20 protein-coding genes are annotated in these 21,556 nt (G+C 69.3%); 10 read left to right on the top strand and 10 right to left on the bottom strand.

Going from position 1 to position 21,556, the window contains the following annotated elements:
• Positions 1-41: 41 nt before the first annotated feature.
• The 5 genes from ACLHG5_RS02015 (at position 42) to ACLHG5_RS01995 (ending at position 2,954) form a co-directional block, all read left to right on the top strand.
• Positions 42-488 carry an Hsp20/alpha crystallin family protein gene (locus ACLHG5_RS02015; protein WP_411317712.1) on the top strand — a complete coding sequence of 149 codons (447 nt, stop codon included), beginning with the start codon at positions 42-44 and terminating at the stop codon, positions 486-488.
• 82 nt (positions 489-570) lie between these two features.
• Positions 571-759 carry a hypothetical protein gene (locus ACLHG5_RS02010; RefSeq protein WP_411315865.1) on the top strand — a complete coding sequence of 63 codons (189 nt, stop codon included), beginning with the start codon at positions 571-573 and terminating at the stop codon, positions 757-759.
• An 89-nt stretch (positions 760-848) separates the two neighbouring features.
• Entirely contained in the window at positions 849-1,877 is a 1,029-nt protein-coding gene (locus tag ACLHG5_RS02005; protein ID WP_411315866.1) for a glutathione S-transferase family protein, read from the top strand.
• Between the two features lie 81 nt (positions 1,878-1,958).
• Complete coding sequence (locus ACLHG5_RS02000) at positions 1,959-2,156, top strand: hypothetical protein (RefSeq protein ID WP_411317711.1); 198 nt, start codon at positions 1,959-1,961, stop codon at positions 2,154-2,156.
• Positions 2,157-2,210: 54 nt separating this feature from the next.
• Positions 2,211-2,954: a hypothetical protein gene (locus tag ACLHG5_RS01995; RefSeq protein WP_411317710.1), complete on the top strand. Its 744-nt coding sequence runs from the start codon at positions 2,211-2,213 to the stop codon at positions 2,952-2,954.
• 84 nt (positions 2,955-3,038) lie between these two features.
• On the opposite strand, the gene ACLHG5_RS01990 is transcribed toward ACLHG5_RS01995, so the two are convergent.
• Positions 3,039-4,601 carry a CHAD domain-containing protein gene (locus tag ACLHG5_RS01990; protein ID WP_411317709.1) on the bottom strand — a complete coding sequence of 521 codons (1,563 nt, stop codon included), beginning with the start codon at positions 4,599-4,601 and terminating at the stop codon, positions 3,039-3,041.
• A 90-nt stretch (positions 4,602-4,691) separates the two neighbouring features.
• On the opposite strand from ACLHG5_RS01990, the gene ACLHG5_RS01985 reads away from it, so the two are divergent.
• The 3 genes from ACLHG5_RS01985 to ACLHG5_RS01975 are packed head-to-tail and all read left to right on the top strand — an operon-like array spanning position 4,692 to position 8,610.
• Positions 4,692-6,890, top strand: coding sequence for a S9 family peptidase (locus ACLHG5_RS01985; RefSeq protein WP_411317708.1), 2,199 nt, complete (start codon positions 4,692-4,694; stop codon positions 6,888-6,890).
• 9 nt (positions 6,891-6,899) lie between these two features.
• Positions 6,900-7,175, top strand: a complete 276-nt coding sequence (locus ACLHG5_RS01980) for a mycoredoxin (protein ID WP_411315872.1) — start codon at positions 6,900-6,902, stop codon at positions 7,173-7,175.
• Positions 7,176-7,215: 40 nt separating this feature from the next.
• Positions 7,216-8,610 carry a maltokinase N-terminal cap-like domain-containing protein gene (locus tag ACLHG5_RS01975; RefSeq protein WP_411317707.1) on the top strand — a complete coding sequence of 465 codons (1,395 nt, stop codon included), beginning with the start codon at positions 7,216-7,218 and terminating at the stop codon, positions 8,608-8,610.
• Positions 8,611-8,674: 64 nt separating this feature from the next.
• On the opposite strand, the gene ACLHG5_RS01970 is transcribed toward ACLHG5_RS01975, so the two are convergent.
• Positions 8,675-10,834, bottom strand: a complete 2,160-nt coding sequence (locus ACLHG5_RS01970; RefSeq protein ID WP_411315874.1) for a DEAD/DEAH box helicase — start codon at positions 10,832-10,834, stop codon at positions 8,675-8,677.
• Positions 10,835-11,158: 324 nt separating this feature from the next.
• Here ACLHG5_RS01970 and ACLHG5_RS01965 point away from each other — a divergent pair, with 324 nt between their 5' ends.
• Positions 11,159-12,106: a phosphodiesterase gene (locus ACLHG5_RS01965; RefSeq protein WP_411315875.1), complete on the top strand. Its 948-nt coding sequence runs from the start codon at positions 11,159-11,161 to the stop codon at positions 12,104-12,106.
• A 62-nt stretch (positions 12,107-12,168) separates the two neighbouring features.
• On the opposite strand, the gene ACLHG5_RS01960 is transcribed toward ACLHG5_RS01965, so the two are convergent.
• The 8 genes from ACLHG5_RS01960 to ACLHG5_RS01925 form a co-directional block, all read right to left on the bottom strand.
• Positions 12,169-13,752 carry a stealth family protein gene (locus ACLHG5_RS01960; RefSeq protein WP_411317706.1) on the bottom strand — a complete coding sequence of 528 codons (1,584 nt, stop codon included), beginning with the start codon at positions 13,750-13,752 and terminating at the stop codon, positions 12,169-12,171.
• Between the two features lie 113 nt (positions 13,753-13,865).
• Positions 13,866-14,222, bottom strand: a complete 357-nt coding sequence (locus ACLHG5_RS01955; protein ID WP_411315877.1) for a DUF6804 family protein — start codon at positions 14,220-14,222, stop codon at positions 13,866-13,868.
• 21 nt (positions 14,223-14,243) lie between these two features.
• Complete coding sequence (locus ACLHG5_RS01950) at positions 14,244-14,879, bottom strand: GDSL-type esterase/lipase family protein (protein ID WP_411315878.1); 636 nt, start codon at positions 14,877-14,879, stop codon at positions 14,244-14,246.
• Between the two features lie 100 nt (positions 14,880-14,979).
• Positions 14,980-16,461, bottom strand: coding sequence for an SDR family oxidoreductase (locus tag ACLHG5_RS01945; protein ID WP_411317705.1), 1,482 nt, complete (start codon positions 16,459-16,461; stop codon positions 14,980-14,982).
• 60 nt (positions 16,462-16,521) lie between these two features.
• Positions 16,522-17,376 (bottom strand): aldehyde dehydrogenase family protein, encoded by an 855-nt coding sequence (locus ACLHG5_RS01940; RefSeq protein WP_411315880.1) that lies wholly within the window; start codon positions 17,374-17,376, stop codon positions 16,522-16,524.
• Entirely contained in the window at positions 17,373-18,848 is a 1,476-nt protein-coding gene (locus ACLHG5_RS01935) for an aldehyde dehydrogenase family protein (protein ID WP_411317704.1), read from the bottom strand. Before ACLHG5_RS01935 ends, ACLHG5_RS01940 begins: the two co-directional genes overlap by 4 nt.
• Before the next feature lie 2 nt (positions 18,849-18,850).
• Positions 18,851-19,864: a deoxyribose-phosphate aldolase gene (gene deoC / locus ACLHG5_RS01930; RefSeq protein WP_411317703.1), complete on the bottom strand. Its 1,014-nt coding sequence runs from the start codon at positions 19,862-19,864 to the stop codon at positions 18,851-18,853.
• Positions 19,827-20,426 carry an SRPBCC domain-containing protein gene (locus tag ACLHG5_RS01925; protein WP_411317702.1) on the bottom strand — a complete coding sequence of 200 codons (600 nt, stop codon included), beginning with the start codon at positions 20,424-20,426 and terminating at the stop codon, positions 19,827-19,829. The genes deoC and ACLHG5_RS01925 overlap by 38 nt, the downstream gene beginning before the upstream one ends.
• A 159-nt stretch (positions 20,427-20,585) precedes the next feature.
• Between ACLHG5_RS01925 and ACLHG5_RS01920 the strand changes: the two genes are divergently transcribed.
• Positions 20,586-21,518, top strand: coding sequence for an ROK family protein (locus ACLHG5_RS01920; protein ID WP_411315885.1), 933 nt, complete (start codon positions 20,586-20,588; stop codon positions 21,516-21,518).
• The last annotated feature ends 38 nt before the right edge of the window (positions 21,519-21,556 follow it).

Raw genomic sequence — 21,556 nt, 5'->3', positions numbered from 1 at the left:
AACTTCACACACCACGAACGATCAACGTGAAGGAGTTGACGATGGCCATGAATTTCGACCCGTTCCGTGAACTGGACCGCGTTGCGGGAGCCCTGTTCGACACCCGACAGGGGCCCCGACTCATGCCGATTGACCTCTACCGCGACGGCGACCACTACGTGCTCGCCGCCGACCTCCCGGGCATCGACCCCGGGTCGGTCGACATCGATGTCGACGGCCAGTTGCTCACCATCCGCGCCGAGCGGACCCTCAGCAACTCCCGCTCGGTCAACTGGCTCTCGCGGGAACGGCAAGCCGGTTCGTTCCTCCGCCAGCTCAACCTCGGTCAGGGCATCGACACCGAGCACATCGAGGCGAGCTACGACAACGGCGTGCTGAGCGTCACCATCCCGGTGAGCGAGCGAGCCAAGCCGCGCAAGATCGAGGTCACCAACAACACGGGCGCGAGCACCGCCCCGTCGACCCCGAGCGAGTCGATCACCTCGTGACCGAGCGCGGGAGCCGTCGCTCGACGGCTCCCGCGCCGCAACCCCCTTGCACCCCGACCGCCGCCCGGGCGAAGGTGGAGGCATGAACACAAATCTCCCGTCCGACGGCACCCCCGCAGACAGCAACTCGCCCCTCGACGACGGTTCGATCCCCGCCGACGCCGACCTCGTGACCTCGAACGACGCCGACGGCGAATCCGACACGGCGTCCGAGCCCGGGGTCGACCCCGAGGCCGAAGACGAGAAAGACCGCGCCGAGCGCCACTACTGAGTCGCCCTGACCGGTCGCCGGCACCTCTGGCGCTGCACCCGAGCGACACGACTCAGGGTCCTCGCCGCCGGCGACCGTAGGCTCGCGCTATGACTGACGACACTGCCACGCAGACCGCCTACGTCGAGCCGGGCAAAGAGTTCACGAGAGACACGAACTACATCCCCGACCGCATCACGAAAGACGGTCGCGACGGTTGGCCGGTCGCTGCCGACACCTACCGCCTCGTCGCCGCCCGCGCATGCCCGTGGGCCAACCGCTCCGTCATCTCGCGTCGCCTCCTCGGGCTCGAAAGCGCCATCAGCCTCGGAATGCCCGGGCCGACCCACGACTCGCGCAGCTGGACCTTCGACCTCGATGAGGGCGGAGTCGACCCTGTTCTGGGAATCGAACGCCTCCAGCAGGCCTTCTTCACGCGGTATCCCGACTACCCCCGAGGCATCACGGTGCCCGCGATCGTCGACATCGCGAGCGGCGGCGTCGTGACGAACGACTACCCGCAGATCACGATCGACTTCGCCACCGAGTGGACCGAGCACCACCGTGCCGGCGCACCGGACCTCTACCCCGAGGCCCTCCGGGCCGAGATCGACGAGGTCAACGACCTCGTGTTCCGCGACGTCAACAACGGGGTGTACCGCGCGGGCTTCGCCGGCTCCCAGAAGGCATACGACGCGGCATACACCCGCCTCTTCGATCGACTCGACTGGCTCGAGAGCAGACTCGCCGGTCAGCGGTATCTCGTCGGCGACACCATCACCGAAGCAGACATCCGCCTCTTCACGACCCTCGCGCGGTTCGACGCGGTCTACCACGGACACTTCCGCTGCAACCGCAACAAGCTCACCGAGATGCCGGTGCTGTGGGCATACGCTCGCGACCTGTTCCAGACCCCCGGGTTCGGCGACACCATCGACTTCGTGCAGATCAAGCAGCACTACTACCTCGTGCACACCGACATCAATCCGACCGGCATCGTGCCCGCGGGCCCGGATGCGTCGGGGTGGCTCGACGCGCACGGGCGCGAGTCGCTCGGTGGGCGTCCGTTCGGTGACGGCACCCCACCCGACGCACCGCTCGAGTCCGAGCGTGTTCCCGCGGGGCACGGCGCCGCGTGACGGTGGGGCGCTCCCACGCCCCCCGATGACGTCGACCGCAAGGGGTGTCGTGGCCGAGCCCGGCGTGCCTACTCTGGAGTCATGAACAGTGCATCAGGCATCGGAACCACTCCCTCGAACGACGACGACGCGACGAACGACACGGCCGGGCTCGACGCCGTGCCCAACGGCCAGGGGGCGGATGGCGTCGAAGGCGACGCGGAGAACCCGCCGCTGCCCGACTGGGGACCGACCGACGGCGAGCACGGTGTCGACGACGACGAGCCCGCCGTTCAGTAGCGACTCGCGGCCGCGGGCGCTCTCGCGACCCGCGGCATCCGCGACGGTCGATCGGTGAGCGCGCTCTCGATCACCGTCGCGCGCTGGGGACTGCGCATCGCGCCGCGGCTCACCGCGAGACTCGCTGCGCCGCGCGTTCGCGGCACGACCGCGTCGGCGGTCGACGGAGGCACGCTCGTCGTGACGACGGGCGCTTCGGGTGTGGCGGATGCGTCGGGGGCACCGGGTTCGACGGGCGCATCCGGATCGTCCGGGCATGGTCTCCGCACCGTCGTCGTCATCTTCTCGCCGAGACCGCTCGCGATGCGGTGGCTCGCGGCGACGCTCGCGAAGCGACTCTCTGCGGCTGTCGTCATCGTCGATTCGATCGACGACCCGATCGCGGCGGTCGAGCGGGCTCGCTTTCACGTGGACTCCGAGCTCCCCGTGACCGTCGTCGGCGAGGGTTCGGCGGCGGCGGCCGCCCTCGATGCGAGCCGGCAGCAGGTTCGCCGCGTCGCGCTCATCGCGCCGCGGGAGGTCGGCCCCGTCGATCCCGCGGGGGTGCCGACGACTCTCATCCAGGATTCCGAGTCCTCCCCGAGCCGCGCTGAGACGGTCGCCCTCGAACGGGCGTTGCGCTCGGGCGGTGTCGGAGTGCGGGAACCCGGCTACCGCGGGGTCACAGACGGCTGGGCGCGGCTCCCCCGGGTCTCGTCGGGCACGCAGCGGGCGCTCGACGACCTCGTGCAGTTCGTCGAGCGCGGGGTCGGCCCGACCGCCACCTTCGACGTCATCCCCGGCTGGGACCTCCACTAGCCCCAAACCACGCGATTTCCGCGAGCGTACGCCGGATCCGGCGCACGCTCGCGGAAATCGCACACTGTGGGGGTGGGTGCGGGGTCAGGGGAGGCGGGCGGCGGCCTTCGCGAGCGAGCGGAGGGCCGCCGGGTAGTCGTCGAGGCACAGCGCCGCCGACAGCCGCTCCACCTCGTGGAGCACCCCGTAGTCGAACGGGAACGCGCTCGTGGATGCCGCGACCCGCAGGTGCTCTTGCATGACACGCCCGTCACGGTATTCTCCGAGCAGGTCGTGCACGGCCTCGGCGGCCGACGCGAGCGCGAGCACCCTGCCTCCGTAGACGGCGCCGGGCCCCGAGGACACCGCCTCGGCGGCGTACCGCAAGCGTTTCGCCGCTTTGCGCGTCTCGTGCAGGGCCTCGTCGCGGGTCGCCGCGTCGAGGGTGTCGTCGGCCGCCGTCCGAGCCCGGGCACGAACGCGTCGGGCGTCTCGCGAGAGCCTCGAGGGCAGGATGTCCTTCGCCGACGAGGTGTCGTCGGCGAGCGCCGCAGGGTCGGCCACGAGGGCGTCGAGCGAGTCGAGCAACCGGAAGTATCGCGCGCTCGACATTTCGGCGAGCACGCGCCCCATCGCCGCCTCGCCCGCGGTGTGCCAGCGACCGCCGAGCTCGTCGGCGACAGCTGCCGAGACCGTCTCGTGGTCTCGGACGATGGCGCGGGCGCGATCCTCCATCACTTCGGCGTCGCGCGCTTCGCCGAGCACCGCACCGAGGTGGCGCAGCTCCGCGCGGAGGGGCTGAGTGACGGTCGTCGCGAAGAGTGGGCTGTAGGTCGTGAGCAGACTGCGGATGCGCCGCACCCTCGTTCGCAACTGGTGCATCGAGTCGGGCTGCCGCTCGCGCACGCGCGCGTCGAGGGCGACGATGTCGTCGACGAGGGCGGCGAGCGCCGCGACGACGACGGCCGAGCCCGGGCTCGACTTCGTGAGAGCACCCTGGTCTGTCTGCGAGCGCGCCGATGATGCCGGTGCGTCGTCGAGGCTCGTGCGACCGAGTGCCGTCGCGAGTTTCGACGCGCTCGCCGCCGGGCGCGCTCCGGCTCGAAGCACGCGCGTCTCGATCTCGTCGAGGAGCACGCGGGCGTCGTCGGGGTCGGCGGGGGCGTCGTCGTCGAGTTCGACCTCCCACTCCCGCCACACTCGCGCGATCCCCGTCGCGACATCGCTCGCGGTGACGACGTCGTCGGCGATCTCGACGATGCGACGTCCCTGCTCATCGAGCATCCGCACGAGGGTGCGTCGCGTGTTCAACCGGGCGATCACGGCGACCGGCCGGTCTCGCACGCGCGCCCGCACGGCGTCGAGAACGGGCTCCGGCACGCGAGGCTCCTCTCCCTCCGCACCCTCGAGCGCGAGCGGCCAGTGCCTCTCGAGTCTCCCGAGCGCCGCGGGCACCTTGATGTGCCAGCCCTCGTCTGCGCCGCCCTCGCGTCGGCGGAGCACGATGCGGTGGGCCGCGAGCACGCCGTCGGCGGTGTCGAAGTACTCGGCTCGCAAGGGAACGACCCCGCCGGGCTCCGTCGGGGCAATGTCGCTCAGGTCGGGGAGCGTCGCGGTCTCGTCGACGTCGTATTTGCGTTCGATCTCGATGTGGCGTGAGTCGGTCATCATTCCTGTCTACCTCACGCTGCCGTCCGCCGACACCGCGATACCCGTCGCGACCGCGCGCGCCGACGGCCGACGCGAGTACGGTGAAGGGTGATCTCTCCTCGTGCTCCCCGCGCCGACCGGCGCCCCGTCGTCCGCTCCCATCACGGCCGCTCGTTCACCGACGACTACGAGTGGTTGCGCGACAAGTCGAGCCCGGATGTCGTCGCGCACCTCGAGGCCGAAAACGAGTGGACCGCGCACGAGACATCCCACCTCGCCCCTCTCGCTGACGCGATCTTCGACGAGATCAAGTCCCGCACCCTCGAGACCGACCTCTCGGTTCCGGTGCGCAAGGGCGACCACTGGTACTTCACGCGCACCGTCGAGGGTTCGTCGTACGGCGTGTTCTGCCGCGCCCCCGTCGCGTCGCCCGACGACTGGGTTCCGCCCGCGGTCGATCCCGCTCAGACACTGCCGGGCGAGGAGGTCCTCCTCGACGCCAACGTCGAGGCCGAGGGTCATGACTTCTTCTCGCTCGGGACCTTCGACGTCTCCCCCGACGGCCGCTCGCTCCTGTGGGGTGTCGACACCGAGGGCGACGAGCGCTACACCCTCCGCATCGTCGATCTCGCCTCTCGCGCGGTGAGCGACGTCGACGTCATACCGAACACGGCCGCGGGCGCGATGTTCTCTCCCGACGGCGCGTTCGTCTTCTATTGCACGGTCGACGACGCGTGGCGACCCGACACGGTCTGGCGTCACGCCGTCGGGTCGTCGAGCGGCGCCGACGTGACCGTCTTCACGGAGCCGGACGACCGGTTCTGGGTGGGGGTCGGGCGCACGCGCAGCCGCAAGTACATCGTCGTCGAGGTGGGGTCGAAGATCACCTCCGAGGTCCACCTGCTCGACGCCGCCGACCCGATGGGCGAGTTCGCGGTGGTCTGGCCGAGGGTCGAGGGCGTCGAGTACGACGTCGAGCACGTCGTGCTCGCGGGCGAGGACCGCTTGCTCATCACCCACAACGACGGTGCCGAGAATTTCGAGGTCGTGGATGTCGCGGCCGCCGATCCGCGGGGGCTCCGCGACGTCGTCGTCCCCGCCTCGACCGACACCCGCATCGACGGTGTCGACGCCTTCGCGGGGCACGTCGTGGTGTCGTACCGTCGCGACGCGCTCACACGAGTGGGCATCCTGCCCCTCTCGGGCGGCATCGCTGCGGGTGGGGTGCTCAGGGTCGGCGAGATCGTCGGCTACGGCGCCCTCACCGAGCTCGAGTTCGACGAGCCGCTCTTCGACGTCGGGGTGTCGTCGAACCCCGAGTGGACGCAGCCGACCCTCCGCCTGGGCTTCACGTCGTTCGTGACGCCCTCGACGGTGCTGTCGGTGGATGTGGCGACTCGCGAGACGACCGTGCTCAAGCGCATGCCCGTGCTCGGCGGCTATCGCTCGGAGGACTACGCGCAAGTGCGCGACTGGGCGACCGCCGCAGACGGCACGCGCGTGCCGATCTCCCTCGTGTGGAAGCCCGGTGCCGTCGACGAGTCCGCTCCCGCCCCGACTCTGCTCTACGGCTACGGTTCGTACGAGGCGAGCATGGACCCGTCGTTCTCGATCGCGCGCCTCTCGCTCCTCAATCGCGGCATCCTGTTCGCCATCGCGCACGTGCGCGGCGGCGGCGAGCTCGGCCGGCACTGGTACGACGACGGCAAGACGCTCACGAAGCGCAACACGTTCACCGATTTCGTGGCGGTCGGCGAGCACCTCGTCGCGTCCGGGCGCTCGCGGCCAGACGGGCTCGTCGCCGAGGGGCGGAGCGCCGGCGGTCTGCTCGTGGGGGCCGCGGTGAATCTCGCCCCCGACCTCTTCGCGGGTGTTCTCGCGGGGGTGCCGTTCGTCGACGCCCTCACGAGCATCCTCGATCCCGAGCTGCCCCTCACGGTCATCGAGTGGGACGAGTGGGGCGACCCTCTGCACGATCCCGCGGTCTACGACTACATGAGCTCGTACTCGCCGTACGAGAATGTGCGGTCGGATGTCGGCTACCCGCCGATCCTCGCCGTCACGAGTCTCAACGACACGCGCGTGCTCTACGTGGAGCCCGCGAAGTGGGTGGCGAAACTGCGCGAGGTGGGTGCTCCCGCCCTGCTCAAGATCGAGATGCAGGCCGGGCACGGCGGCGTGAGCGGGCGATACGACGCGTGGCGCGAGCGCGCGTTCGAATACGCGTGGGTCATCGACACGGCCACGCGCGGCGCACGAGACGATCTGGAGTCGAGCGCACCGGTTGCACCCACTCTCGACGCGTAGGCTCGACGCATGAGCACCGAGTCCGTCAGCACCGATTTCGTTCCCACCCCCGGCACCATCACGATGTTCTCCACCACGTGGTGCGGCTATTGCGCTCGCTTGAAGTCGCAGCTCGACAAGCAGGGCATCGGCTACCGCGAGGTCAACATCGAGGAGGTCGAGGGAACGGCCGAGCTCGTCGCCTCGATCAACAACGGCAATCAGACCGTGCCGACCGTGCTCTTCCCCGACGGCTCGTCGGCGACGAACCCGTCGCTCAGCGACGTCGTCGCGCGACTCGCCTGACTTCCGCCTCCCCACCCGACCGCGAGCCCCCGGAGCGACCGTGCCGAATCTTCTCGACCTTCTGACCCCGTGGATGCCCGCGCAACGCTGGTTCGCCGGCAAAGGGGCCGGTTCCACGCTCGAGCGCATCGGCGGGTTCCGCCTCGCGACCGCGTCGGGCGAGGCCCGGGTCGGCGTGCACTTCGTGCTCGCCCACTCGGCGCAGCCCCTGCTCTACCAGGTTCCCCTCACCGAGCGCGATGCGCCCGTCGACGGGCTCGCTCACGCTCTCGTCGGCACGATCGAGACCGACGGGCACACGACCTGGGTCTACGACGGAACGCACGATCCGGCCGGGGCCGAGGCGATCCTCCGACTCGTGCTCGACGAGTCGACGGCTCTCCCCGACGACGGCGCTCCGGGCATCGCGGCGCGCGGCCACCGCGCTCCGGGCGTTCCCGTCTCGCGTGTCGTCGGCTCGCGCGTGCTGAGCGGAGAGCAATCCAACACGTCGATCATCTTCGACGTCGCCGACGACGACGACGGCACACCGGGAGAACCCGTCATCTGCAAGGTGTTCCGCTCCCTGCACCACGGCGACAATCCCGACGTCACCCTGTTGAGTGCCCTCGGTGTCGCCGGCTCGACGGTCGTGCCCCGGTCGATCGGGCACATCACGGGCGAGTGGCGCGACAGCGCGCGGCCCACGGGCATCGCGCACGGTCACCTCGCCTTCGCCCAGGAGTTCCTTCCGGGGGTCGAGGATGCCTGGCGCGTCGCGGTGAGCGCGGCCGCGGCCGGTGACGACTTCGCCACACGAGCCCGCGCGCTCGGTGAGGCGACGGCCGACGTGCACGTGGCCCTCGCGCGCGCTCTTCCGACGCACGAGACGGGGGCCGCGGAGATCGCCGGCGTCGTCTCGAGCATGCGATCGCGTTTCGATCAGGCCGTCGAGGAGGTACCGGCTCTCGCCGAGCATCGCGACGCCCTCGAGAGCGTCTACTCCCGCATCTCGGCGAGCGCGTGGCCGCCCATGCAGCGCATCCACGGCGACTACCACCTCGGCCAGGTTCTCTCCGTCCCCGAGCGCGGATGGGTCATCCTCGACTTCGAGGGCGAACCGCTGCGCCCCATGCACGAGAGGTCGGTCGAGGACTCCCCTCTGCGCGACGTCGCGGGCATGCTCCGCTCCTTCGACTACGTCGCCGGGTCGGTCTCGATGAGCGACCCCGCGGCATCACCCAAGGGCTGGGCTGCGGATGCTCGCGCGAGCTTCGTCGAGGGGTACGCCGCGCGGTCGGGCCGGGACCTCCTCGCCGACCGTGCCCTGCTCGACGCCTTCGAGATCGACAAGGCGCTCTACGAGGCCGTCTACGAGGCTCGCAACAGGCCGTCGTGGCTGCCGATCCCGCTCGGCGCGATCGGACGACTCGTCGACCGCGCCTCGCGAGCGTAGGTCGGCCGCTCGGCGGGCCGCTCTCGAGCGACCCGCGGCCACCGAATGCGGTCGCTGACGTGGGTCAGTGACCGGCGCGCTCGAGTGCCTCTTCGAGCAGGTGGGTGAGCGCGTCGAGCTGGAGGCTCGACTCTGCGGCGACCGACGAGTCGTCGCCGTCGAGGGCGCGTGCCGCGAGTCCCGCTTTGCTGTCGATGAGTTCGGCGATCTTCGCGTCGATGGTCTGCGCGGCGACGATCCGCCACGCCGTGACCGGCTCGTCCTGGCCGATGCGGTGCACACGGTCGATCGCCTGGGTCTGCTCGGCGCTCGTCCAGCTGAGCTCGGCGAGAACGACGTTCGACGCCGCCTGCAGGTTGAGTCCGACCCCCGCGGCGGTGAGTGACGCGACCACGACGGAGACATCCGGGTCGGTGTTGAAGGCGTCGACTTGCGACTGGCGGAAGCTCGCCGACTGGTCGCCGCGAATGGACACCGTCTTGAGCCCACGACGAGCGAGGGTCTCCTCCGCGGTGTCCATGACGTCGATGTGCTTGGCGAAGAACACCACCTTGCCCACCGAGCGCGCGAGCTGCGCGGTGTAGTCGGCGGCGAGCACCGCTTTCGCCTGACCGATCTTGCGCACCATCGTGAAGACGTTGTCTCCCGACTTCGCGGCCTTGGACTCGTCCAGTTCGGCGCTCGCGACGAGGCGCACGAGTGCTGCCCTGTCGATGTCGTCGGGGTTCTTCGAGAGCGCGATACCCCGACGGTAGCGCTCGAGCAGTCGCGCCGAGAGGGCCGCCTCGGCATCGCGGATGGAGCGTCCGATCTCGTCGTCGAGCTCGACGGGGATATCGGCGATGCGCTTGGCCGGCAGGTCGCTCGCGACGTCGATCTTCTTGCGTCGCACGATCCCCATGTCGATGACGGTCTGGCGGGCTTCGGCGAAGAACCCGAAGTCGGCGGGGGTGAGGCCGTTCTCCTCGAGGCGATCCATGAGGTCGGCCGTCGGCTGGTCGCCGTCGATCCATCCGAGAAACTGCCAGATCGCGCGGAAGTCGTCGATCGTGTTGATGAGGGGGGTTCCTGTGAGAGCGATCATGAGGGCGCGCGGGGCGCGGGCACGGATGCTCGCGGCGAGCGAGAGCACGTGCTTCGACCGCTGCGACTCCCGGTTCTTGATGAAGTGCGCCTCGTCGACGACCATGCCCTTGAAGCCGAGGGTGCGCAGCCATCCGATGTGGCGGTCGAGCACGTCGTAGTTGACGATCACGACGTCGGCGAACGCGTCGAGGTTCTCACCCGATCCGTGGATGACGGTGGCCGTCTTGTTCGGCGTCCACAGCTCGACCTCGCGAGCCCAGTTCATCTTGACGACGCTCGGGGCGACGACGAGGAGCGGGTAGGAGTTGGAGGCGGATGCCGCGAGGAGCGCTTGAGCCGTCTTGCCGAGTCCCGGCTCGTCGGCGAGCAGAAAGGTGCGGTGCCCTTCGCGCACGCTCGCGACGAACTCGGCCTGGTGGAGGAAGAGTTCGCGGCCGCCGGGAACCCGACGGTCGTTCGCGCTGGGCTCGGGCAGCTCCATGCTCGCGACGTTGCCGCCCGAACCGTATTCGAAGGCGCGGAAGAGGGGCTCGAGGAGCTCCCAGTTGGCGAGGCGCCGCGTCGTCGGCTTGTGCTTGACCGGCTGACTGAAGTCGGGAGCGAGGAACGGGTTCGAGAGCTGGCGCGCGACGACCGACTGGGGAACGACCTGGCGTTCGGCGGCCGGGACGACGGGAGCCGGCTCCTTCGCGATGATGAGCTCGTCGGGCGACAGCTCGACCCCCGACGCCATGAGCATGTCGCGGCGGAGCGACTTCGCGGTGTCGGAGACGGTCGCGTCTTCACCGAGCAGTTGGATGAGGGAGGTGTCGCGCGCCGCGGTCTTGGCGAGAATCGTCGCGACACCGTCGAGCCTCTTGAGCACCTCGGCCCGCTCGGCGTCACTCACTTCACGGTCGGCTTTGGCCCGCGCGCGCTCTTCGCGCACGAGAAGGGCGACGACTTGGAACTTGGTGCGGTTCGAGGGGCCGACCTTGCCTCGCTCGGCCGCGGACTCGATCTCCCGCACGGCGCGCGCCAACACGGGGATGAGGCCGGCTTCGTCGCCGTGGCGCACGCGACGCTGCTGCGACCGCGCCCCCGATTTCTTGGTCGATGCACCACGCTGAGGCGCCTTCGACTGGCTGGACCTGGCCATGTTCCTCCGGGTGTTTCGTGCGCTTCGGGGTTGCGCGCTGTGGGTTCGTCGCTGCGCCCCTCGCCCCGACGGCATTCATCGAGCGTGGCGTCGAACCGCGTGACCCGAGTGGTCGAGGTCGCGATGTGGTCGAGAGGTGACGTGGTCGATACGCGACGGTTCCGACACCGAGCAACGTGCGAGCACGGTCGGGCTTGAGACCGGATTCGTCAGACGCGGTATCACTCTACGCTCGAAAACCCGCCCCTCGCCACTGGAACTCGAGACGGCGACTCTCCGTCTGCCGTTCATCTACCGGCAAGATTCGCGTGGTTGGGTTGAGTCATGTCCGGTTACACGGCCCAGCACGCTCGGCCCGACCATTTCATACTCCACTTGAGCGACACGCACCTCGTCGCCGGCGACCGCCTCTACGGCGAGGTCGACAGCGAGGCGCGGCTCACACAACTGTTCGCCGAGCTCGAGGCCTCGGGGGCCAGGCCCGAGGCGATCGTCTTCACGGGCGACCTCGCCGACAAGGGTGAAGCCGCGGCGTACGCCAAGCTCAAGGCGATCATCACGCCCGCCGCCGAACGGCTCGGCGCTCGCGTGATCTGGGTCATGGGAAACCACGACGACCGCGCGACGTTCCGCGAACAGCTGCTCGACCAGATCCCCCTCACGACTCCGGTAGACCGCGTGTACGACGTCAACGGACTACGCATCATCGCGCTCGACTCGACCGTGCCCGGCTACCACCACGGCCACATCGCCGACGCGCAACTCGACTGGCTCGCGGAGGAGCTCTCGGTTCCGGCTCCTCACGGCACCATCATCGCGCTGCACCACCCTCCCGTGCCGAGCGTTCTCGATCTCGCCGTGCGGGTCGAGCTGCGCGATCAGGCGGGGCTCGCCGAAGTCATCCGTGGATCGGATGTCCGCAGCATCATCGCGGGCCACTTGCACTACTCGACGACCGCCACGTTCGCGGGCGTTCCCGTCTCGGTCGCGTCGGCCACGTGCTATACGCAAGACCTCAACGTTCCCGTCGGCGGCACGCGAGCCCGCGACGGCGCCCAGTCGTTCAACCTCATCCACGTCTACGACGACACCGTGCTGCACTCCGTCGTGCCGATCGGCGACTACCCGACCGTCTCGGCGTGGGTCACGGCCGACGAGACGGCGCGCATCCTCGAGGCCGAGGGCATCACGATCCCTGCCCGGATCAACGCCCCCGTGCCCCCGGAGCAGCCCTCGGTTCTCCCGGTGCCGCTCGTCGCCTCGACGCGCTGACAGGAAGTCGGTCTGAGGGGCCGACGGTCACTCACGTCCCGCTCCGACCGTTCGCTCGAGCCTCAGCCGACCTCGGGCCTCGCGTCGGCGAGGCTCGCGGCACTCTTCTCCCACGGCGCTGCGATGGGAAAGTAGCGGTCGAGGAACGAGAGCACGGCCGTCGCCCGCTCCGCCGCATCGATCTCCGGGAAGCTCCCGTCGTTGAGGCAGAAGAAGTCGTGGGATCGCCGCTTGAGCAAGCGCGAGAGCTCGCGCAACCCCTCGCGCATCGTCGTGTCGACGTAGAGCACTCTCGCGTTCGTCTGCACGACGGCACGGCCGGTCATGAGCGCGTAGTAGTGGTACAGCGAGTTGGTGACGCTGATGTCGGTCGCCGATCGGAACGCGCTCGCGCTCGTGCGCGTGAAGTCCTCGGAGAACTCGCGTTCGAGCTCGAAGAGCACCGACTTGCGCAGCGGGGTCGCCGCGTGTTCGAGGTGGCGCGTCGTGACACGGCCGAACCTCTCGGCGAGCAATCGACGATTGACGCGCGCACCGTTCTCGAACCCGCTGCGGTCGGGGTTGCTGTCACCGAGACCGATGCGGGTGGGGGCTTCGATGAACTTCGTGAGCCCCCCGGGCGAGAAGAACATGTCGGGGGCCACGCGGCGACCGAAGAACATGTCGTCGTTGGAGTAGAGGAAGTGCTCGCTCAACCCGGGGATGTGGTGCAGCTGCGCTTCGATCGCGTGCGAGTTGTGGGTCGGCAGAACCGAGGGATCGACGAAGAAGTCTTCGCTCCGCACGATCGTGACACCCTCGTGGTCGTCCAACCAGCGGGGCACGGGAGAGTCGGTGACGATGAAGATGCGGCGGATCCAGGGCGCGAAGAGGTGCACCGAGCGCAGCGCGTACTTGAGCTCGTCGATCTGGCGGAAGCGCGCTTCGGCGTCGTCGCCCTCGCCGACGACGTAGCTCTCCATGCGCTTCGCCCGAGCGCGCTGCCACTCGATCGACGTTCCGTCGACCCACGAGAACACGATGTCGATGTCGAAGGTGATGTCGCTCGCGTGGTGGTCGAACATCCCGTCGATCGTCGGCCAGTCGAGATCGTAGAGCCGCGTGACGCCGATCTGCACCTCGGCCGCCGGCACGGTCGTGCGCATGAGGGCGTTGTCGCTCGGTGCGACGATGACGCCCTTCTTCCACTCCCACAGCTCGAGCCGCACACCGGTCTCGACGCCGTAGCGCAAGCGTCCCTGCGGCTCGATGCGGGGCCGGTAGAGGGTGAAGGCGCGGGACTTCGGGTCGGTGCCGAGAGCCCCCTCGGCGACGAGCACGCGCGAGCGCTCGTCGCGGTCTTCGGTGCGCGAGTAGAAGGGTTCGTTGGCGCACGCTGTCGCGAGAGCCGCGCGCAGCGTCTTGCGGTCCTTCCAGTCGACCGCGAGAACGAGGCGATCATTGTCGCCGCGCACGAGGAAGTAGCGCACGCCGGCGGTGTCGAGAACCGAGCGCAGGAAGAGCAGATCCTCGATCATCGACTCCCGGGGGGTGAGATGACCGTTGACGAGGGTGAAGAGTCCTTTTCGCATGACGACGTCGTCTCGCTTGATGAGCCCGGGGATGGAGAGGGAGGAGATCACCACGGGTGCGAGATTGTCTGTCATGGATTCCTGTCACGGGTGTCGGCGACGGATCACGTCGCGAGGGGGCAGCCGTCGGAGTGTCGAGGCTCACATCTACCTCATTATCACCCCTCGAGGGCAGGGCCGAGACCGGGTCAGCCCGGCGAGCGCCGCCTCGGGGCGTCGGGGTTCGCGACCTTGACCGTCGACCCGATGATGACGAAGAGCAGGGCGGCGAGGAATTGGGCGCCGAGCCACACCGGTCCGGAGAAGTCGAAGACCACGACGGGGTTCCACGCGACCGCGATCGCCGCGAGCACGGGAATCCACCACCACTGGCGCGCCTGCCAGGTGAAGACGAGCACGATGAGGGCGAGGATGCTCACGGCGTAGAGGATCCACACGAAACCGCCGGTCCCGAGGAGCAGGATGCCCGCGATGAGCACGATCGACGCGAGGATGCTCGGCGGCAGCGCCGTGCGCCGGAATTCCGGTGTGGGGTAGGTGGTCATTCCGCCAGGCTACCCATTCGATCAGAGCGGTTCGGGCCGCGCGTACTGGTCGGGTCGGATGATCTGGATGGGCGTCGTCATCGGGGGTGCTTCACGCAACCGCGCGAGCGCCGGTCGAAGCTCGGCGAGCCACGCCTCGTAGCCCGCGGAGTTGAGGTGCAGGCGGTCGTCGGAGAACGCCGGGTTGAGCTCGCCGTCATCGAGAGCGAGAGCCGGCCACAGGTCGAGGAACTGCGCGTTGACCGTCGACGAGAACTGGCGCAAGTGGATGTTGGCCTCCTGGATGCGCTGCGCGTACTCGCGCGCGCGGGGCAGGATCGACTGCACGAGCATCCGTGATCCCGGGAGCTCTTTGCGCAAGTGCACGCACACAGACTGCGCGTTGCGCACGAGGTGCTCGACGCTCTGCTTCATGCCGAGGTCGTTCGTGCCGATGAGCAGCAGGATCTCATCGGGGTGGGCTGCGACGACCTCGTCGAGCCGATCGAGCACGTCGTCGGTGCGGTCGCCGCCGACACCCATGTTGATCGCGTTGACGTCGGGGAACCACTCCTGCCAGTCACCCTCGCGGGTGAGGCTGTCGCCGAGGAAAGCCACGGTCTCGCGCTCGTCGTTGTACGAAGCGGACTCGGTGCCGCCGTTGGAATGTTCGGTCATGGAAGTACCCTCACCGGTTGTCGCCCCTGGGGGCAGCGTCATCCCATTGTGGTCGAGTGGGATGTGAATCACCAGTTGGGCGGCGCGAGGCCGCCCGGCGTCACACGTTCGCCGGCGTCGGAGACGGGGTGTCCGCGAGAGCCTTCTGGGTGATCTTGGCCGCCATCGACTCGAAGATAATGCCGTGGAACGGCAGGATCGCGAACCAGTAGAGGCGGCCCCCGAGTCCGGTCGGGAAGAACACCGCGCGCTGGGTGTAGTGCGACCCGCCGTCGTCTGTGGGGTCGGCCGAGAGTTCGAGCCACGCTCGGCCGGGGAGCTTCATCTCGGCCCGCAGTCGCAAGAAGCGACCGTGGTCGATCTTCTCAACCCTCCAGAAGTCGAGGGCGTCTCCGCTGCTGAGTCGTTCGGCATTGCGACGGCCCCGGCGCAAGCCCACTCCCCCGACGAGCTTGTCGAGAACACCGCGCGCCGCCCACGCCACCGGGAGGGAGTACCACCCGTTGTCGCCGCCGATACCCTCGATGACCCGCCAGAGCGATTCGACGGGAGCATCCGTCGTCTTGGACTTGAGGTCGACGTAGACCGTGTGGCCCGTCCAGTCCGGGTCGCTCGGGAGCAGGTTCGCGGGAGCACCGTCGACCGAGGAGTTCTGCCAGCTCGTCTCGACCTCGCCGTCGCGAACGCGCTCGAGCGCGAGCCGCACCGCACGACGATAGGGAGTGAGGCCGCCCTCGGGCTCGGGGATGTAGGAGCCGATGTCGTGCTCGTGGATGACGCAGTCGTACTGCAGCGAGGCGATGATGGGCACGGCGAGCGACCGCGGGATCGGCGTGACGAGGTTGACCCACTGCGAGGCGAGCCACGGCGTGAGCACGGGCAGCGCCGCGATGGGACGCTGCTTGAGGCCCGCCTCGAGGGCGTAGCCGTTCATCATCTGTCCGTACCTCAAGACGTCCGGCCCGCCGATGTCGAAGGTGCGGTTGACCTCGGGCGGGAGAGTGGCCGACTCGACGAGGTAGTGCAACACGTCGCGCACGGCGATGGGCTGGATGAAGTTGCGCACCCACCGGGGCGCGGGCATGTAGGGCAAGACGTCGGTGAGGTGGCGGATCATCTCGAATGACGCCGAGCCCGAGCCGATGACGACCCCCGCCTGCAGTGCGGCCGTCGGCACCCCCGACTCGATGAGGATACGCCCGACCTCGGCGCGCGACCGCAAGTGCGGCGAGAGCTCGCCGTCGGGGTGCAGGCCTCCGAGGTAGACGATGCGGGCGACACCCGCGGCCCGCGCGGCGCGCGCGACGTTCATCGCCGACTCCCGCTCCGCGGTCTCGAAGTCGCCCCCCGACCCCATGCCGTGCACGAGGTAGTAGACGACATCGACATCGCGCATGGCCTCGGCGAGACTGTCCCGATCGCCGAGATCGCCGACGACGACCTCGACGTCGCGCGCCCAGGGCACGTCACGCATCTTCGCCGGGTTGCGCACGAACGCGCGAACGTCGTGGCCGGATTCGAGCAGTTTGGGAACGAGTCGGCCACCGATGTACCCGGTGGCCCCCGTGACGAGCATCCTCATGAGACCGACTGTAGACCGGCCGCACGGGCGCGCACCTGGCAAAACGATCCGTGCGGCGGGCTAGAGGAGGGCCTTCGTGTGCCACACCGTTTTGGTCTCGGTGAAGAACGTCACGCGCTCGAGCGACGCCCGCGGCACCCCGGTCACAGGCGGGAGCACTCGCTTGAGCGTCTCGGCCGCGGCGATCTGGAGGTCGACCCACTCGAGCGACTCCGCTCCCGCGAGGTCGAGAGCGTTGACGTCGGCGTGGCTCGCGAGCCACGGCGCGATCTCGGCGGGCGACCCCGTGAGGATGTTGATGACGCCGCCGGGCACGTCGCTCGTCGCGAGTACCTCGCTCAGGCTGATCGCGCTCAGCGGAGCGGGCTCACTCGCGATCACGACGACGGTGTTTCCCGACACGATCGCGGGAGCGACGACGCTCACGAGCCCGAGCAGAGACGACGCCTGCGGCGCGACGATGGCCACGACGCCGGTGGGCTCGGGCACCGAGATGTTGAAGTACGGACCGCTCACGGCGTTCGCGCCCCCGGCGACCTGCGTGTATTTGTCTGCCCACCCGGCGTACCAGACCCAGGTGTCGATGGCGGCGTCGACGTGCTTCTCGGCGGCGGAGGCGCTCACTCCCTCACTGGAGCGGATCTCGTCGACGAACTGCGCCCGGCGGCCCTCGAGGAGCTCGGCGATGCGGTAGAGCACCTGACCGCGGTTGTATCCCGTCGCTCCCGACCAGCCCGACAGCGCTGAGCGTGCGGCGACGACGGCATCTCTCGCGTCTTTGCGCGACGCCTTCGCGGCATTCGCGAGGAAGGCGCCCTTCGACGACTGGATCTCGTAGACACGACCCGACTCGCTGCGAGGGAATTTGCCGCCGATGTAGAGCTTGTAGGTCTTCGGCACGGCGATGCGGGTCATTCGGAGTCTCCTGTCGCGACGGCGTGCGCCGACCATCCGGTCGGCTCGAGGTACGCGGCGAGGCCGTGCCTGCCACCCTCGCGCCCGTAGCCCGACTCCTTGTAGCCACCGAAGGGGCTCGCGGGGTCGAACTTGTTGAAGGTGTTGGCCCAGACGACACCCGCGCGGAGCTTGTCGGCGACGGCGAGGATGCGGCTCCCCTTGTCGCTCCAGATTCCTGCGGAGAGGCCGTAGGGGGTGTTGTTCGCCTTCGCGATCGCCTCGGCGGGGGTGCGGAAGGTGAGCACGCTCAACACGGGCCCGAAGATCTCGTCGCGCGCGATGCGGTGACTCGTGGAGACGCCCGTGAAGATCGTCGGCGCGAACCAGAACCCGTTCTCGGGGAGCTCGCACGCGGGGCTCCAACGCTCCGCCCCCTCCGCCTCTCCGACGTCGCTGAGCTCGCGGATGCGGTCGAGCTGCGCCCGGGAGTTGATGGCGCCGACATCCGTGTTCTTGTCGAGGGGGTCGCCGACGCGCAGAGTCTCGAGACGGCTCTTGAGCCTGTCGACGACCTCGTCGTGGATGTTCTCCTGCACGAGCAGTCTCGACCCCGCGCAACACACCTGACCCTGGTTGAAGAAGATCCCGTCGACGATGCCCTCGATCGCCTGGTCGAGCGGGGCGTCGTCGAAGACGATGTTGGCCGCCTTGCCGCCGAGCTCGAGGGTGAGCTTCTTGCCGGTTCCCGCGGTCGACCGCGCGATGGCCCGGCCGACGGCCGTCGACCCCGTGAACGCGACCTTGTCGACGCCCGGGTGGTTGACGAGCGCTGCGCCGGTGTCGCCCGCACCCGTGATGATGTTGACGACCCCCGCGGGTAGGTCTGCCTGCTGGAGGATCTCGGCGAAGAGCAGGGCCGTGAGCGGGGTCGTCTCGGCGGGCTTGAGCACGACGGTGTTGCCCGCGGCGAGCGCCGGCGCGATCTTCCACGCGAGCATGAGCAGCGGGAAGTTCCACGGGATCACTTGCGCGGCGACACCGAGAGGGCGAGGTGAGGGGCCGACCCCGGCGTGGTCGAGCTTGTCTGCCCAGCCCGCGTAGTAGAAGAACCACGCAGCGACGAGAGGGATGTCGACGTCCCGGCTCTCTTTGATGGGCTTGCCGTTGTCGAGGCTCTCGGCGACCGCGAGCTCGCGGGCCCGCTCCTGCACGAGCCGAGCGATGCGGAAGAGGTACTTTCCGCGATCGGCGCCCGACAGGCGCGACCACGTGCGGTCGTAGGCCTTGCGGGCCGCGGCGACAGCGACGTCGACGTCTGAGGCGTCGGCCTGGGCGATGCTCGCGATGTGCTTCTCGGTCGACGGCGAGATGGTCGCGAACGGCTCACCGTGGCCGTCGACGAACTCGCCGTTGATGAAGAGCCCGTAGGACTCCTTGAGGTTGAGCACCGCGGTCGATTCGGGAGCGGGGGCGTAGTCGAGAAAAGTCATCGTCAGTCCATCGTCACGTAGTCGGAGCCGGAGTACCGGCCGGTGGAGAGCTTCTGCCGCTGCAAGAGCACGTCGTTGAGGAGGCTCGACGCTCCGAAGCGGAACAGGTGGGGTTCGAGCCACTCCTCCCCCACCGTCTCGGCGACCGTTACGAGGTACTTGATGGCGTCTTTCGACGTGCGGATGCCGCCGGCGGGTTTCACGCCGATCTTCTCGCCCGTGAGTCGGTGCCAATCGGCCACGACCTGGAGCATGAGGAGTGTCACGGGGAGGGTCGCGGCGGGGGCGACCTTGCCCGTCGAGGTCTTGATGAAATCGCCGCCCGCGAGGATCGAGAGCCACGACGCCCGGCGCACGTTGTCGTAGGTCGTGAGTTCGCCGGTCTCGAGGATGACCTTGAGGTGGGCGAAGCTCCCGTCGCCGCGACGGCACGCCTCCTTGACCGCGACGATCTGGTCGAAGACGAGACCGTAGCGACCCGCGAGGAAGGCGCCGCGGTCGATGACCATGTCGATTTCGTCGGCCCCGGCCGCGACGGCCTCCGCGGTGTCGGCGAGCTTGACCGCGAGCGACGCACGGCCGCTCGGGAACGCCGTCGCGACCGCGGCGACATTGATGCCGCCGTCTCGACCGGCGGAGTGGGCGGAGCCGAGTGCGGCCACGGCGTCGCCGACCATGTCACCGTAGACGCACACGGCCGCGACGCGCGGAGTGGCGGGGTCGCCGGCATCCGGGGTCATCGCCTTCGCGACGAGCGACCTGACCTTGCCCGGGGTGTCGGCACCCTCGAGAGTCGTGAGGTCGATGAGCCTGATGATCGTGTCGAGCGCTGCGGCCTTCGACGAGGCCTTGATCGAGCGCGACCCGAGCGAGGCGGCGCGCGCCTCGAGGCCGACGGCGTCGACGCCCGGAAGCCCCTCGAGGTGCAGTCGCAGGCTCTTCTCGGTGAGGTCCCCTCCGATGAGGTCGACCGCGCGTTCAGCGGGAGCGAGGGCGGTGCGGGTGTGAGCTGTCATCGGGTGTACCGAGTCCTTGGTGATCGTGTGCGAGCCGGCCGGGCAGTCTCCCGGGGAGAGCGGCGACAGTCAATTCTGCCTCATCGCTCGCTCGATCGCTCGCGTGCTCCGGTGACAGCGCGGCGTCTGCCACCCCCTCGTCACGTCGCCAGAGCACCGGATGACCGCGCACGAGGTCGGAGAGCTGGGCGAGGGCGAGCTGCCACCGTTCGGTCGCGCGCGGGACGAACGCCGGCTCGATGGGCGCGGTGATCTCGAGAGTGATCACGGTCGACGTGCCGCGGGAGCCGCCCGCGACCTCCTCGAGCGCGAACTCGAGGAGTCCGAACGTGTCGCTCTCGACAGCGAATCGCGCGGGCTCGTCGAAGACCGTGATGCGACCGCTCAGGGGTGCGCTGTCGACGATCGCGACCCACGCGAGGTCGAACGCCCCACCGACGCGAGGGTCGATGCGTGCCTCGCCGAGCCACCCGGCGACGAGGTCGGGGTCGACGAGGGCATCCCACACGATCGAGCGCGGAAGCTCGACGAGGTGGGACAGGGCGACGGTCGGGTCGGTCACGCGCCCACTGTACGCGCGGCGACCGACAGCGCACGGTGGGCCGATCGGGCCGTCACGACTCCGCGCACCCGGATCGAACCACCCCTAAGCTCGGGCCATGGGCACGCCGTCACCGTCGACACATCCACTCCCCAGCTCGCCGTCGAGGATGACGCGCGCATGAGGCCGGCGCTCGCTCTCGCGGTCGACTTCGGGGGCACCAAGGTCGAGTCGGCCCTCGTCGACTCCGCGGGGCTCGTCGTCGAGGGCAGCCGGTTCCGCGGCGGCACGGGCCCCGCCCGAACGAGCGACGAACTCGCCGAATCCGTGCGGTCGTCGGTGCTCGCGACCCTCGCGAGGGTGCCGGCGGGCGCGGATCTCGTCGGTGTCGGCATCGGCGCCGCCGGCCCCATCACCGAACACGCCGGCCTCATCTCGCCCCTCAATCTCCCCGTCTGGCGCGACTTCCCGCTGCGCGACTTCATCGCCGACCTCGTGCCCGCCCCCGAGGTCAGACTGCGCATGGACGGCCTGTGCATCACCCTCGCCGAGCAGTGGATCGGCGCGGCGCGGGGCATCGACAATGTCATGGGCATGATCGTGTCGACGGGGATCGGCGGCGGCCTCATCCTCGGCGGGCGCACCGTCACCGGACCGACGGGCAACGCGGGCCACATCGGCCACGTCGAGGTCGCGGGCTTCGACGACCCGTGCGCGTGCGGCGGCATCGGATGCGTCGAGGCCATCGCGTCGGGCCCCAACACGGTGCGCTGGGCGCGCAGCCGGGGCTGGTCGGGAACGAGCGGGGAAGAGCTCGCGGCGGACTACGCCGCCGGAGACGAGACGGCTCGTGCGGCCGTGGAACGGTCGGGCCGCGCGATCGGTCAGGCGATCGCCTCCGCCACTGCCCTCGTCGACCTCGATGTCGTCGCGATCGGGGGCGGGTTCTCGCTCGTGACACCCGACCTCTTCGCCCACATCCGCACTGCTGTGGCGTCTCGAGCGGTGTTCGGGTTCGTGACCAAAGTGCGCGTCGTGCCGAGCGCGCTCTCGAGCGACGGCCCCCTCATCGGCGCGGCCGCGCTCGTGCACCGCGAGAGCCACATCGACTGAGGCGCCCGACGACGGCCGATGCGCCGCCCCAGCACCTC

The sequence above is a fragment of the Marisediminicola sp. LYQ85 genome (assembly GCF_046600695.1).
GTDB lineage: Bacteria > Actinomycetota > Actinomycetes > Actinomycetales > Microbacteriaceae > Marisediminicola.
This window is presented reverse-complemented; position numbering and strand designations above follow the sequence as displayed.